We start from the raw sequence: 11,831 nt of genomic DNA on the forward strand, positions 1-11,831 counted from the left end.
GATGGCTACTGACATTCAAGTTTTAGCGGCTCTGGAGGATTTGTTGGAGGCAAAGCACGACGCTTTGCCTTCTGGCTTCAACGCGGTGCGGTTTGTCCAGAACTGCAAAGCATATCTGCCGGATGTTCGGGGCGTCGACCGGATTGATGCGGATGATATTGCTCAACAACTATTTAAAGGCGCGATACTTGGACTTGATTTTAACGCCAAAGAATGCCATGTCATCACCGAAGGCGCAGGGGCGCGATTCCAGACTGATTACAAGGGCGAGATGAAGCTTGTCAAAAAGCACAGTGTCCGGCCCCTAATCGACATATACGCCAAGAACGTCCGAGAGGGCGACGGATTCGAGGAGGCCGTAGTAGAAGGTCGACCGGTTATCAACTTTAACCCGCTGCCGTTTAATAACAGCGCCATTGTGGGTAGCTTTGCCATTGCTCAATACAACGACGGCGGTATGGTGTATGAATCTATGAGCGCGGAAGAAATCGAAGGTGTTCGTACCAACTACGGCAAGAATCCGGGTAGTGACACATGGGATAAATCCAAAGGCGAAATGTACAAACGGACCGTGCTGCGGCGCCTTTGCAAAACGATCGAAATCGACTTTGATGCGGAGCAACGACTTGCCTTCGAAGCAGGCGGTGAATTCGACTTCGGCCGGCAGCCGCGCCCGAAACAGCAGAGCCCGCTGAATGTTGAAAGCGAGGTGGAGCCAAATGCAACTGACCAAGAGTAATTATTTCAGTCTGGAAGCTAATCGGTACTATATGAGCGTCAGCCAGTTCAAGGGCTTTCTGCCCGCTTACGGAGGTTGCGAAGCCCGAAGCATGGCCGAACTGGCAGGGGAATACGAGCGACCGGATAAAGCTGCCTTCATGGAAGGTCATTATGTCCATGCCTGGAACGAAGGGACGCTTGCTGAATTTAAGGCAAACAACCCGGACCTTTTCAGCAGCCGCGGCCCTACAGCGGGTCAGCTCAAGTCGAACTTCCAACACTGTAACAAGATGATAGAGGTGCTGGAGAATGATCCGCTCGTTATGAAGGCACTGGCCGGGCAAAAAGAGGTCATATTTACCGCGGAGCTATTCGGGATCAAGTGGAAGGTGATGCTCGATAGCTATCAGCCCGAAGCAGGTATTTTCGCAGACCTGAAAGCATTGAAAGAAATTGACGGGAAGTTTTGGAACAAAGAAGTGCAAGCCTATGAAAATTTCCTCGACCACTACGGCTATAACATCCAAATGTCGGTCTATGCAAAGGTTGAACAGATTGTAATCGGTAGGGACAACCCTTTGCTGCCTCACATGGTTATCGTGACCAAGCAGGACCCGCCAGACCACGAAATTATCTATTTTGACTACGATCTTATAGAACAGCAGCTGCTTATAGTCGCCAAGCATATAGAGCGCGTCAAGGCCGTTAAATCGGGCGAAGCTGCGCCGGACAGGTGTGAGAAGTGCGACTACTGCCGGCAGACGAAAAAGCTCAAGCACATCAAGCATTACGCTGAACTGGCGGTGTACTGATGGCCCGGGTCATTACAGACCTATCTGGCGAGTTTCATCCTTGCCCTAAACCTGGCAAATCAGTCCGTGTAAATCCTACACAAAAGCAGATGGGTGACATAAGCGCCAAGGTGGACAAGCAGCTAAAGGCAAGGTCAAAGGGCATCTGCGAGGTTAAGGAGCGCTGTAGCGGCGCTCCAGCTGCCGAGAGAGCCCATACAATAGGACGGCGCATTATCCCGCATAAGACAACCGTAGATGATCTATTTCATGCTTGCGTAGCCTGTCACCATTGGCTGGATCGTGATCCTGCCGGGATAAGGTTTAGGCGATCGGTCCGGGAAATAGGCACGACAGAATATTTATTGAAGGGAGCATATAACAATGGCTGTATTGAATACAAAAGCACTTTGCAAACAGATAAGAGCAAGCCGTAATCAAGTAATCTGGTCTTTCAACGGAGAGGAACACCTAATTACAAACCGTCACTGGGGTGTGAAATTCACCGAACTTCCGACAGACATCAAGGTTACGTTATTGACGACTTTTGAAGGTGAGACTCCAAATATTAATGAAACACTGTCAAAAATGTCGGGGATTAGTGTGAAAAAACCAGAAGCTTTAAAACTTCCTTTCCCTTCCAAAGAGAACGAGAAGGAAGCTCAATGGACACTTTATTTAAGACAAATTGACAATGACCTGCTTAGGGTATTTAGAATTGGCGATCAGTTCATTTATATCAAATCGTCATACTTGGAAGCGGCCTCGGACATTGGCCTGAAAGTGGTCGGAACAGGGCCTCATCAGCCTTTATACTTTCCAGAAATCAACTATTTAGTTTTGCCGGTCAGGCTCCAGCGTGAACCTGATTTACTATCCATTATGGAGGCGGAAGGTCGATGCTGAATCGGGTGATTTTAATCGGTCGCTTAACTAAAGACCCTGAATTAAGATACACACCGTCAGGTCATGCGACATCGACATTTACACTTGCAACGGATCGGCCGTTCAGCAGCGGTCAAGGCGAAAGGGAAGCGGATTTTATCCCTATCGTGACTTGGCGTCAGACTGCGGAGGCTTGCGCCAACTACTTACGCAAGGGCCGTCTGTGCGCCGTCGAGGGGCGGATACAGACACGGAACTACGAGAACAACGAAGGCCGCAGGGTTTATATAACTGAGGTTGTAGCGGACAATGTTCGTTTCTTGGAGCGCGGCCAGACACCTCAGTCCTCTCCAGAACGGGGGCAGGGCGATCCGTTCCCGGATGATGGACGACCGATTGACATATCAGATGATGACCTTCCGTTCTAGATGATAAACGATAAACCATTAATGCAATCGGGCGTATCAGAGCGGATTTGGATGATAGCAGGGAATGACCTTGACGAATTTTACCGGGAGGTACAGCGCTATTTTGCGCTGGCCTACCCGGGCTTTACACCAGTTAACTATAACTTTGAGCGGCGCATTGTGTGGCTGCGGGATGACAGATAAGGGAGGAGGGCCGCGATGGCATGGATAGAGAGCCACCAAGAATTAGCGAGGCATCCTAAGACACGAAAACTGGCGCGGAAGCTTGGTGTATCCATTCCGGCGGCAGTAGGTCACCTGCATTTCTTATGGTGGTGGGCTTTGGATTACGCTCAAGACGGAGATTTAACTTCATTCGAACCAGAAGACATTGCTGAAGCGATGGAATGGCCGTGTGACACGGCACACGATTTAATAACGGCATTGGTAGATTCTGTATTCATAGACAATGAGGACGGCCAACTGACGCTACATGATTGGTACGATTACGCAGGACGTCTCGTGGACAAGCGTGAGCAAAACCGCGAACGGAAGCGGAAGTCACGCGCCAAGAAACAAGACGAATCAGAAAGTCACGCGCCAGTCACGCGCCAGTCACGCGGACAAACCGATGACGTATCTGATGGTCACGGGGCTACAGAACCCAACCCAACCCAACCAAACAGAACAGTACAGAACAGTAAAGTAAGGACCGCATTTGAAGCATACACTTCAAATCCTACTCTTATTGAGTCTCTGGAATCATTCATTGAATTCCGCAAGAAGATCAAGAAACCGATGACAGAAAAGGCCGTTACGCTGCTCATGGGCAATTTGGATAAGTTAGCAAGCAATGACGAAGACAAGGTAGCAATTTTGGAACAATCGATTTTGAACGGGTGGCAAGGAGTATTTGCTTTAAAAGGGGATACGAATCAGAATCGGAGCCGGAACCAAAATGGATACAGCAACAAGCCCCAAATACAGATCGTTAAACCGGGATCTTCCAGTGATTTAACACCGGAGGAAATGGAGAATATCCGGGCGCTCGCCCGGAAACTTGATGGCAATAAGGAACGGGAGGGGCATCCAGGATGAATACATTTAAGCTCAAGGGTGAGCTTCGCCGGAATGTACCGGATGAGGGGGATAAACTCGACGGCATAACTTTCGATAAGTTGGGCCGAATGAAGTACCACCCAGAATTTCATTTTAATCACGGCAAACCGTTTACTTTGGACGAGAAAATCTATTTGACCAAATATTATGAATTGGACGGACCGCGGGCTATAGGTTTTGCACTAGGAAGAACGGAGCATACGGTAATGAACATCGTCTGTAATATGCGTAAAAGCGGTGAGTGGAAGCGATACGCCTCCTTATCCGATGACGAGTGGCTGAGTATTACTGAGGGAGCTGAGGCCGTATGAACGAACACATCAACCGAGGCCCACGCCGACCGGTACCACAACACACACCGCCAGAGCCGTATAACAACGGTGTTATCGAATACCAGCTTAATGATGTTGAGTTGGCTTGGGCTCGCGCCGGAAGAACTGACCTGATAGCAACGGGTGAGCAGCGCGGGCTAAAGGCTGAGCCGCTACCACCAAGGGTGTTTAAGGAACTGAAGCCGGAACCTGTGAAAAGGTCGGCTGCATCAAAAATACTCGAGTCGATACCAACTGAAACCCTGCAGATGCACATAAAGGCTGGTCTGACAAATAGAGAAATCGGAGATTTATATAACTTGACTGCATCGAGCATATCCAGCCTATTGTGTAACCGTGGACTTGGAGGCAAAAAGGGCGTCCCGCGTAGGCGGCACAAAGGCAAGGGGGCAGGACAGTATGCAAGAGATCATCATAGATAACTTTGCCGGGGGCGGTGGTGCCAGCACCGGAGCGGAGAAGGCAACGGGACGCAGTGTGGATGTTGCCATCAACCATGATGAACCAGCAATAGTGATGCATGAGGCCAATCATCCCGAAACCAAACATTATTGTGAATCTGTCTGGGATGTCGATCCACGTGTCGTGGTGGCCGGCCGGAAAGTGGGGTTGGCGTGGTTTTCGCCGGACTGTACACATCACAGTAAAGCGCGGGGTGGGAAGCCCCGACAGAAAAATATTCGCGGTTTGGCATGGGTGGCCGTTCGCTGGGCTGCTACGGTGCAGCCAAGGGTTATTATTCTCGAAAACGTTGAGGAGTTCCAAGATTGGGGTCCGCTCGATAAAAACGGCCATCCTATCAAGGCGCGGAGGGGGCACACGTTTCAATCATTCGTGAATGCTCTACGGCGGCAAGGATATGAGGTTGAGTGGAAAGAGCTTACTGCTAGTGATTTTGGAGCTCCAACAAGCAGGACGCGTCTGTTTCTTATTGCTCGCTGTGACGGAAAGCCAATTGTCTGGCCGTTGCCAACACACGCACATAGACGATCACCGGCGGTTGCAGCTCGGCTCCTTGAACCCTACAAACCATCATCCGGAATTATTGACTGGACGATTCCCTGCAAGTCAATCTTTGGTAGGGAGCGACCGCTCGCGGATAAGACGATGCGTCGTCTAGCACTTGGAACTTATAAATTCGTCATCAATGATTCAGATCCGTTTATTGTCCCGGATGAACACATTCATCCTTGGATGCAGGAGATTGACGAAGGAAATGCATCAGTAGTCTCGGCTTTTCTCTCCACTTACTACGGAGAAACGAAGGCAGGGAAGGCCCGTGGTAGCAGCCTGCACGATCCCCTCCATACAATCACGGCGGGCGGTAATCGATTTGCGCTGGTGACCAGTCACCTGACAAAGTTTCGCGGAACAAATATTGGATCGTCTTTAAAGGATCCGCTGCCTACCATCACTGCAGGTGGACAGCATCTCGGCCAGGTATATGCGTTCCTCACGATGTACTACGGCACTGGTGTCGGTCAAGACCTACGGGAGCCGATTAATACGATTGTCACCAAGGACCGGTTCGGTCTGGTGCTTATCCGCGGCATCGCTTATCAAATCGTAGATATCTGCATGCGGATGCTTACACCGCGGGAGCTCTACCGGGGACAAGGTTTCCCGGAAAGCTATATCATCAATCCGATTTACCAAGGTAAACATTTCCCGATCAAACAGCAGGTCGCTAAAGTTGGAAATTCTGTATCGCCGGTAATGTCCGAGGTGCTGGTTCGGGCCAATCTACCAGAGCTATGCACGGGATCGGGCAATACACTGGCGTTTGAGAGGTACACCGCCGCTGCTGCCGGTCAGCTGCAGCTATCAATGTGAGGTGATGACATACTTGATTAACCAAATCATAAATGCGGATTGCTTCGACATATTTCCAAACATCCCAACCGGCAGCGTGGACATGATTTTGTGCGATCTACCTTACGGCACTACACAGAGTCCATGGGATTCGATTCTACCATTTGGTCCGCTTTGGGCAGCATATGAACGGATCATCAAGGAGAACGGAGCGATCTTACTATTTGCCAAAGCTCCATTCGACAAGGCGCTCGCCGCCAGCAACATGAAGTTGTTCCGGTATGAATGGATTTGGGAAAAGAACAAAGCGACCGGGCATTTGAATAAAGAGTTGATGCCGTTACAGGCCCATGAGAATATTTTGGTCTTTTATAAAAAGCCGCCAACATATAACCCGCAAATGTCACAAGGACACAAGCCGATGAATGCGGCGACAGGGAATCATAAATCCACTGTTTACGGTGGAGGTAAAGCCACCCCTAATAATGCGGGATCAACCGAGAGATACCCGCGCAGCGTGCTTTACTATCCAGTGGTAAACAACGACGATCCTGAGCGCATCCATCCAAACCAAAAGCCGGTGCCGCTTTGCGAATACCTCATACGGACATACACAAATGAGGGAGGGCTTGTTCTTGATAACTGCGGTGGAAGCTGCACAACGGCAGTCGCGGCAGATAGAACCAATAGGAATTACATTGTGATCGAGAAAGAAGCTTATTGGGCGGCAGGCGGCGAAAATCGGATCAGGAATATGCAGTTGACACTTTTTTAAGGAGGCAACCATGCAGGAACCCAAGATAGACATAGAGCAGCTTATCCAGAAGTTAAGAGATATGGATAGACAATTGTACTATTATGTGCTTGCGAAAACTGTAAATGATGCGGCAGACACATTAGAGCATCAGCAGAGGGAGATCGAATCCCTACGCTCTCAACTGGCAGTGTCGGAAGATCAGTACAAAGTTATCGCCGAAGAGAAAGCCGAGATTGAGATGTTACTAGAAGAGGCAGAACGGGAATGGGATGAACTCAGGGAAGAATACAATTTAGCTGTTTCAGCGGGCGTGGACACCGCAACAAGGTTGGTTGATACAAAAATGACATTGGACACACTCAGGGTAGCCAATACCGCTCTACTGAATGGACTGCGGTGGTATGGGGATGAATCTATCTATGACACAAATGAGGGTGCGGAATATCCGGAAGTGTTAGTCGACGAGGGCGAACAAGCCCGTGATCTACTGGCCCAATACGATACCTCGAAATCAGGAACTCTGCAATCAGTGTCTCTTGCTTGTCCCAATTGCAGTGAGAACAACGTATTTAACATTTGCGATGGTGAATTTCCTGACGTTGAATGGTTTAAATGTTCGTTTTGTGGAGGCATTCCGACTAAGAACGAGTGGCTGGCCCAATACGATACATCACAATGAATTTCGGGGAAGGGGAGTTTCCATGGAACAACTTAAATTGTTCGAGGTTTCTCCAGATTATCGGAGTCATAAGAAATATCGCAATAAGCTGTTTAAAACAAAAAATGAGATTGAGGCAGACCTAAGAGCAGATGGTAAAGACCGGATATATCACGTTCTTTCATTCGGCGGCGGTACACAGTCAGCTCATCTACTTGAGCAGCACTTTCGAGGCGAGATTAATTATGATTTCATCATCTTCTCGGATACCGGAGCAGAGCCGCAATTTATACATGATCAGGTCAGATGGTGGCGGTCACGGCAACAGGAGATAGAAAACGCCACACCTTTTATAACAACGCACCACAGCAGCATGGAACGCGGTTTGGAAGAGATGCTGATGCGGTACATCCATACAGACTATCAGCGGTTTCAGATGCCTGTGTACTGCAGTCGGATCGATGAGGAGACAGGCGAGATAATCCCGGCAGGCATAATGCCCCGACAATGCACAGTGGACTTTAAGATCGTACCAGTTAAGCAAATGGCCCGCCGAATGGTGATGAACAAGCTGGGTTTGGAGTATCGCCAGAAGATGCCAGACGATATCGCCTTTATCATTGACATCGGTTTTAGCTATGACGAAATCAAAAGGATTCAACGTTATGAGTCGCCGCAATTCAAATACATGTATCTGGCCTATCCGCTGGTTGAGGAAAACATGACAACGCAGGATAGCATCGACTTCTTGATCGCCAACGGTCTGCCGACGCGCCGGAGCCGCTGTTATCTATGTCCCTTCAATTGCGATGACCATACGATCGGTATGGATTGGGACGAGATCATCCGGACGGAGCCGATTTCGTTCCTGAAAGCCTGCTGGTTCGACGAGCAACTGCGGAAGGTTCAGCGGAGCGGATCAAAGATCATGAGGAGCATCCCATATTTGCACTACAGCCGACAGCCGCTTATGGAGGTATACCGGGAGGGTTATGAGCGAATCGCTGGAAGATATCGAAGCGATTTGGATGTCTGGGTAACGGAATGGGAAACAGCAATCCATCAGAAATATGCCATGATTCAGTCTTATGAAACGGGTTGAGAATTAACATTTTGAATACGGAATACATGGGAGGGCTTTATGACAACAGCAACGTTTTATAAAAATGGATTCGTGATTACAGGACATACACGAAATGACATTTGCAGCGAGCTATCCATGTTCGCATGGACGGTCACAAACATCATCATGAATATTTCAGCAGGGAAGTATGTAACCGATGAAATTCCAGGTTACGGTCACTTCATCTTCGACCAAGAAGACCCGACATCAGCGCACATCTTCTCTGTAGCAACACGAATGCTGCCGGTGTGGGCTGAAAAGTACGGTTGGAATGACTTTGTGAATATCAATGTGTTGAATGAAATTTTAACCTTACCTGATAGGGATGCAGATTGAATATAGAAGGCCGTGAGAGAGGACGGATAAGGATGGATTACGATGATGAGTTTTACGACGAGCCGAGCGAGTTCGACCAGCAGATAGACGAGTTTAAGCAATCGCTGCTGAACGCAGTAAGGGATAAATATAAGGCCGAGATGGAACAGCTGCAGAAGAAAAACGAGGAGCTGCAAGATACAAAAAGCCGATTGGAAGAGATCGAGAGAGAGCATCGGAGAAAACTGAATGAACTGGACAGTGTGAAACGAGATGCGCTGAACATTGTCCGCAAAGAGAAACTAACCAAGCTAATGGAATCGCTGTATGTGAAAGTTTATGCGGCAGAATCCTACAGAGAAGAATTGCCAAAATGCGATAAGTGTAATGAGCGGCGCATGATAGAGTTTCCTTCGCCGAGCGGAAAACTGCTTACAGAAGAATGCTCCTGCAAAAATGGTCGGAAAAAGTTCCGGCCCAAGGAACATGTATGTGTGGAGTTTGCCAGCAACGACGGTAAATTGTCGGCTTGGTACAAACCTAGCGATTGCATTGATTCGGAGCATATGAAATCGAGCACGTATATGGAAAGTTTAGGTGATGACGTTCCCTTCAGCGATATTAAATATCACTGGAAAAGTTTTTTTCTCGATGAGTCCAAGTGCCAAGCATATTGTGACTGGCTGACACAGAGAGAGGACGGATACAAATGAGGGTTATAACGGTAATCCAGCCTTGGGCTACATTGATTGCAATCGGGGCTAAACGCTTTGAGACAAGACCGCGCCGGACACATATCCGGGGACCACTGGCGATCCATGCAGGCAAAAAGGTAGACCGCGAAGCCTGCGAGAGGGAGCCTATCAAGTCCACGCTTGTTAAGTATGGCTATACATCGGATAATCTGCCGACCGGGGCGGTAGTGGCGACATGCCTAATATCTGAATGCTGGAAAGTAATTGGTGAAGCGGATGTACCTGTACAAGGAACTCGGGTCTTAATTGACCCAACAGGAGAGAAAATGTTTGGCATAACGCAAGATATCGACGAGTTTCATTTCGGAGACTTAACGCCTGGCCGCTACGCATGGGAACTAACTAACGTCAAGCAGCTCGCTGAGCCGATCCCGGCCAAAGGGCAGCAGGGGTTCTGGAACTTCCCTTTAGGAGAGGAGCAAGGTAAATGAGTGAGTGGATTAAATGCAGCGAACGGCTGCCAGAACCTGCGCAAAGAGTGCTTGCGGTCTTTCTGACAGGCCATAAAGATAATCAGCGCATATCTCTTGTTGTATATGTCCCAGCAAAGAAAGTGAAGGCAGAAGATTTATGGAACGATGACAGTGGGGATTGTGTTGAATACGACGAAGAAAATGATTGTTATTATATCGATGAAGGTTGGTACGAGTCTTCCTATGAGTCCGAAACGGACTGGAAACTCACCTGTGAAGTGACTCATTGGATGCCGTTGCCGCAGGTTCCTAGTAAGAAGGAGGTCAGCCCATGAGTGAGTATATAAGCAAACTGGCGCTGATGGATTGGCTGGAGATGCAACAATTAGGAGAAATCGAAGAATACGAACTCGACCGAGCTGGTGCATACGGAACCGCCTATAAAGAGATCGACAAAGGGCGCTTCGATATCACATCCGATCAGGGAGAAGTACAGCTTCGCCCAGAGGTTAAGTGGTTTGCCGAGCAGATGGAGACGGTCTTGAGAGCCGACGATCATAAAGGCGGATGGTTGCATATGGACTTTGGTGACCTTATGCAACGCTTAACAGAAGAGGTTGACGAACTGTTTGAACTTCAAGGGACGGAACCAGCCAATGAATTTGTAATCAAAGAAGCTGCTGACGTTGCTAATTTTGCAATGATGATTGCTGATCTGGTTCGTCGTTCATCCAGAGAAGGGAGAGCAGAGCGATGAACGATAACGTAAACCAACCATCACACTATACAGCTGGCAACGTCGAGTGCATTGACGCAATAGAGGCCGCGACAACGGGATTAGAGGGCATAGAGGCTGTATGCACGGCCAACGTAATCAAGTACGTCTGGCGCTGGAAGAGGAAGAACGGGCTGGAGGACATTCTTAAAGCTAGGTGGTACTTGGACAAGCTGATAAAGCAACTAGAGGGAGTTGAGCAGGATGAGCGAGCAACAGGCAATTGAGCAATTATCAAGCTACCGGCAAATGCAAGCCCGCATCAAGGTGTTATCTACCTACAGTGTCGGTGCCGGGATCACGGTGAGTCGCCTTAACCAGGAGGATCAGTTACAAGACCTGCACCGCCGATTACGTGGGCTACCGTCCTACATGTATCTATCAACACGGGAGCTACGTTTAGAGCAAGTCGCTAACGCCTATATGACCCGCCACCCGGCGGGTGTAAAGAGCCAGCTTGCCGCTGTGCCGACGCACGGAGTTGATGACGAGGACAGTTCACTGCTGCAGGAGCTGCGAGCCAAGATTGCAAAGGTCGTGGCAGCCAGAGGGTACGACATCCGCGACGACTTGGATGCGGTGCTGGATCGACTTGTCGAGCTGCAGGAGCTGCAGGACACGGTGAGCCGCATTGATACGGTGCTGGCCGCATTGGAGCAGTACAAGCCGGATTATGCACGGCTACTGCAATTAAAATATATGGATGGTCTAACGCAGGAACAGGCAGCGGAGAGTTTGAATATCAACGAACGGACCGTAAGACGCCGGAGAAATGAAGCTGAAAAGGAGTTTGTCCGGTTAATGTCCTGAAAATGTCCGTTCGATGTCCTTCACACCGCTGAATTTGACAGGTAAGATGGTATCATCGAAGAATTATAAATACGCGAGAGTCGTCCAGTGATGGGCGGCTTTTTGTTTGGTGGTGAGCAACTTGTGAAGCCTAAAGAGTACAAGAAATATCAGCAAGAC

At 49.0% G+C, this 11,831-nt stretch carries 19 protein-coding genes; all 19 read left to right on the forward strand.

Annotated features, from left to right (window positions below; translation table 11 throughout):
• Nucleotide 1: 1 nt before the first annotated feature.
• The 19 genes from K0T92_RS14330 (at nucleotide 2) to K0T92_RS14420 (ending at nucleotide 11,672) form a co-directional block, all read left to right on the forward strand.
• On the forward strand, nucleotides 2-739 hold the full coding sequence (locus tag K0T92_RS14330; protein WP_219873159.1) for a RecT family recombinase: 738 nt from the start codon (nucleotides 2-4) through the stop codon (nucleotides 737-739).
• Entirely contained in the window at nucleotides 720-1,532 is an 813-nt protein-coding gene (locus K0T92_RS14335; RefSeq protein WP_219873160.1) for a PD-(D/E)XK nuclease-like domain-containing protein, read from the forward strand. Before K0T92_RS14330 ends, K0T92_RS14335 begins: the two co-directional genes overlap by 20 nt.
• Before the next feature lie 363 nt (nucleotides 1,533-1,895).
• Complete coding sequence (locus K0T92_RS14340; RefSeq protein WP_219873161.1) at nucleotides 1,896-2,417, forward strand: hypothetical protein; 522 nt, start codon at nucleotides 1,896-1,898, stop codon at nucleotides 2,415-2,417.
• The gene (gene ssb / locus K0T92_RS14345; protein ID WP_219873162.1) at nucleotides 2,411-2,824 is read left to right on the forward strand and encodes a single-stranded DNA-binding protein; all 414 of its coding nucleotides are present in this window, start codon (nucleotides 2,411-2,413) and stop codon (nucleotides 2,822-2,824) included. The genes K0T92_RS14340 and ssb overlap by 7 nt, the downstream gene beginning before the upstream one ends.
• A 51-nt stretch (nucleotides 2,825-2,875) precedes the next feature.
• Nucleotides 2,876-3,007 (forward strand): hypothetical protein, encoded by a 132-nt coding sequence (locus K0T92_RS25310; RefSeq protein ID WP_281423151.1) that lies wholly within the window; start codon nucleotides 2,876-2,878, stop codon nucleotides 3,005-3,007.
• Between the two features lie 15 nt (nucleotides 3,008-3,022).
• Complete coding sequence (locus tag K0T92_RS14355; RefSeq protein WP_219873164.1) at nucleotides 3,023-3,901, forward strand: hypothetical protein; 879 nt, start codon at nucleotides 3,023-3,025, stop codon at nucleotides 3,899-3,901.
• On the forward strand, nucleotides 3,898-4,233 hold the full coding sequence (locus K0T92_RS14360; protein WP_219873165.1) for a hypothetical protein: 336 nt from the start codon (nucleotides 3,898-3,900) through the stop codon (nucleotides 4,231-4,233). Before K0T92_RS14355 ends, K0T92_RS14360 begins: the two co-directional genes overlap by 4 nt.
• Nucleotides 4,230-4,676 (forward strand): hypothetical protein, encoded by a 447-nt coding sequence (locus K0T92_RS14365; RefSeq protein ID WP_219873166.1) that lies wholly within the window; start codon nucleotides 4,230-4,232, stop codon nucleotides 4,674-4,676. The genes K0T92_RS14360 and K0T92_RS14365 overlap by 4 nt, the downstream gene beginning before the upstream one ends.
• A complete protein-coding gene (locus K0T92_RS14370; protein WP_219873167.1) occupies nucleotides 4,654-6,087 on the forward strand; it encodes a DNA cytosine methyltransferase in 1,434 nt (477 codons plus the stop codon). Before K0T92_RS14365 ends, K0T92_RS14370 begins: the two co-directional genes overlap by 23 nt.
• A 4-nt stretch (nucleotides 6,088-6,091) precedes the next feature.
• On the forward strand, nucleotides 6,092-6,841 hold the full coding sequence (locus tag K0T92_RS14375) for a DNA-methyltransferase (RefSeq protein ID WP_219873223.1): 750 nt from the start codon (nucleotides 6,092-6,094) through the stop codon (nucleotides 6,839-6,841).
• Between the two features lie 10 nt (nucleotides 6,842-6,851).
• Nucleotides 6,852-7,502, forward strand: a complete 651-nt coding sequence (locus K0T92_RS14380; RefSeq protein ID WP_219873168.1) for a hypothetical protein — start codon at nucleotides 6,852-6,854, stop codon at nucleotides 7,500-7,502.
• Between the two features lie 22 nt (nucleotides 7,503-7,524).
• Nucleotides 7,525-8,583 (forward strand): hypothetical protein, encoded by a 1,059-nt coding sequence (locus K0T92_RS14385; RefSeq protein WP_219873169.1) that lies wholly within the window; start codon nucleotides 7,525-7,527, stop codon nucleotides 8,581-8,583.
• Between the two features lie 39 nt (nucleotides 8,584-8,622).
• Nucleotides 8,623-8,940, forward strand: a complete 318-nt coding sequence (locus tag K0T92_RS14390; RefSeq protein ID WP_219873170.1) for a hypothetical protein — start codon at nucleotides 8,623-8,625, stop codon at nucleotides 8,938-8,940.
• A 32-nt stretch (nucleotides 8,941-8,972) separates the two neighbouring features.
• Nucleotides 8,973-9,632 (forward strand): coiled-coil domain-containing protein, encoded by a 660-nt coding sequence (locus K0T92_RS14395; RefSeq protein ID WP_219873171.1) that lies wholly within the window; start codon nucleotides 8,973-8,975, stop codon nucleotides 9,630-9,632.
• The gene (locus K0T92_RS14400) at nucleotides 9,629-10,105 is read left to right on the forward strand and encodes an ASCH domain-containing protein (RefSeq protein ID WP_219873172.1); all 477 of its coding nucleotides are present in this window, start codon (nucleotides 9,629-9,631) and stop codon (nucleotides 10,103-10,105) included. The genes K0T92_RS14395 and K0T92_RS14400 overlap by 4 nt, the downstream gene beginning before the upstream one ends.
• A complete protein-coding gene (locus K0T92_RS14405; protein ID WP_219873173.1) occupies nucleotides 10,102-10,422 on the forward strand; it encodes a DUF551 domain-containing protein in 321 nt (106 codons plus the stop codon). Before K0T92_RS14400 ends, K0T92_RS14405 begins: the two co-directional genes overlap by 4 nt.
• Complete coding sequence (locus K0T92_RS25055; protein WP_246628160.1) at nucleotides 10,419-10,844, forward strand: hypothetical protein; 426 nt, start codon at nucleotides 10,419-10,421, stop codon at nucleotides 10,842-10,844. Before K0T92_RS14405 ends, K0T92_RS25055 begins: the two co-directional genes overlap by 4 nt.
• The gene (locus K0T92_RS14415; protein WP_219873174.1) at nucleotides 10,841-11,089 is read left to right on the forward strand and encodes a DUF3310 domain-containing protein; all 249 of its coding nucleotides are present in this window, start codon (nucleotides 10,841-10,843) and stop codon (nucleotides 11,087-11,089) included. Before K0T92_RS25055 ends, K0T92_RS14415 begins: the two co-directional genes overlap by 4 nt.
• Nucleotides 11,067-11,672 carry a sigma factor-like helix-turn-helix DNA-binding protein gene (locus tag K0T92_RS14420; protein WP_219873175.1) on the forward strand — a complete coding sequence of 202 codons (606 nt, stop codon included), beginning with the start codon at nucleotides 11,067-11,069 and terminating at the stop codon, nucleotides 11,670-11,672. Before K0T92_RS14415 ends, K0T92_RS14420 begins: the two co-directional genes overlap by 23 nt.
• Nucleotides 11,673-11,831: the final 159 nt, after the last annotated feature.

The sequence above is a fragment of the Paenibacillus oenotherae genome (genome assembly GCF_019443105.1).
Classification (GTDB): domain Bacteria; phylum Bacillota; class Bacilli; order Paenibacillales; family Paenibacillaceae; genus Paenibacillus_Z; species Paenibacillus_Z oenotherae.

Bases quoted from the DNA above. Each gene is read 5' to 3' on its own strand.
- K0T92_RS14330 (WP_219873159.1), top strand. From the start codon at position 2: ATGGCTACTGACATTCAAGTTTTAGCGGCTCTGGAGGATTTGTTGGAG.
- K0T92_RS14335 (WP_219873160.1), top strand. From the start codon at position 720: ATGCAACTGACCAAGAGTAATTATTTCAGTCTGGAAGCTAATCGGTAC.
- K0T92_RS14340 (WP_219873161.1), top strand. From the start codon at position 1,896: ATGGCTGTATTGAATACAAAAGCACTTTGCAAACAGATAAGAGCAAGC.
- ssb (WP_219873162.1), top strand. From the start codon at position 2,411: ATGCTGAATCGGGTGATTTTAATCGGTCGCTTAACTAAAGACCCTGAA.
- K0T92_RS25310 (WP_281423151.1), top strand. From the start codon at position 2,876: ATGATAGCAGGGAATGACCTTGACGAATTTTACCGGGAGGTACAGCGC.
- K0T92_RS14355 (WP_219873164.1), top strand. From the start codon at position 3,023: ATGGCATGGATAGAGAGCCACCAAGAATTAGCGAGGCATCCTAAGACA.
- K0T92_RS14360 (WP_219873165.1), top strand. From the start codon at position 3,898: ATGAATACATTTAAGCTCAAGGGTGAGCTTCGCCGGAATGTACCGGAT.
- K0T92_RS14365 (WP_219873166.1), top strand. From the start codon at position 4,230: ATGAACGAACACATCAACCGAGGCCCACGCCGACCGGTACCACAACAC.
- K0T92_RS14370 (WP_219873167.1), top strand. From the start codon at position 4,654: ATGCAAGAGATCATCATAGATAACTTTGCCGGGGGCGGTGGTGCCAGC.
- K0T92_RS14375 (WP_219873223.1), top strand. From the start codon at position 6,092: ATGACATACTTGATTAACCAAATCATAAATGCGGATTGCTTCGACATA.
- K0T92_RS14380 (WP_219873168.1), top strand. From the start codon at position 6,852: ATGCAGGAACCCAAGATAGACATAGAGCAGCTTATCCAGAAGTTAAGA.
- K0T92_RS14385 (WP_219873169.1), top strand. From the start codon at position 7,525: ATGGAACAACTTAAATTGTTCGAGGTTTCTCCAGATTATCGGAGTCAT.
- K0T92_RS14390 (WP_219873170.1), top strand. From the start codon at position 8,623: ATGACAACAGCAACGTTTTATAAAAATGGATTCGTGATTACAGGACAT.
- K0T92_RS14395 (WP_219873171.1), top strand. From the start codon at position 8,973: ATGGATTACGATGATGAGTTTTACGACGAGCCGAGCGAGTTCGACCAG.
- K0T92_RS14400 (WP_219873172.1), top strand. From the start codon at position 9,629: ATGAGGGTTATAACGGTAATCCAGCCTTGGGCTACATTGATTGCAATC.
- K0T92_RS14405 (WP_219873173.1), top strand. From the start codon at position 10,102: ATGAGTGAGTGGATTAAATGCAGCGAACGGCTGCCAGAACCTGCGCAA.
- K0T92_RS25055 (WP_246628160.1), top strand. From the start codon at position 10,419: ATGAGTGAGTATATAAGCAAACTGGCGCTGATGGATTGGCTGGAGATG.
- K0T92_RS14415 (WP_219873174.1), top strand. From the start codon at position 10,841: ATGAACGATAACGTAAACCAACCATCACACTATACAGCTGGCAACGTC.
- K0T92_RS14420 (WP_219873175.1), top strand. From the start codon at position 11,067: ATGAGCGAGCAACAGGCAATTGAGCAATTATCAAGCTACCGGCAAATG.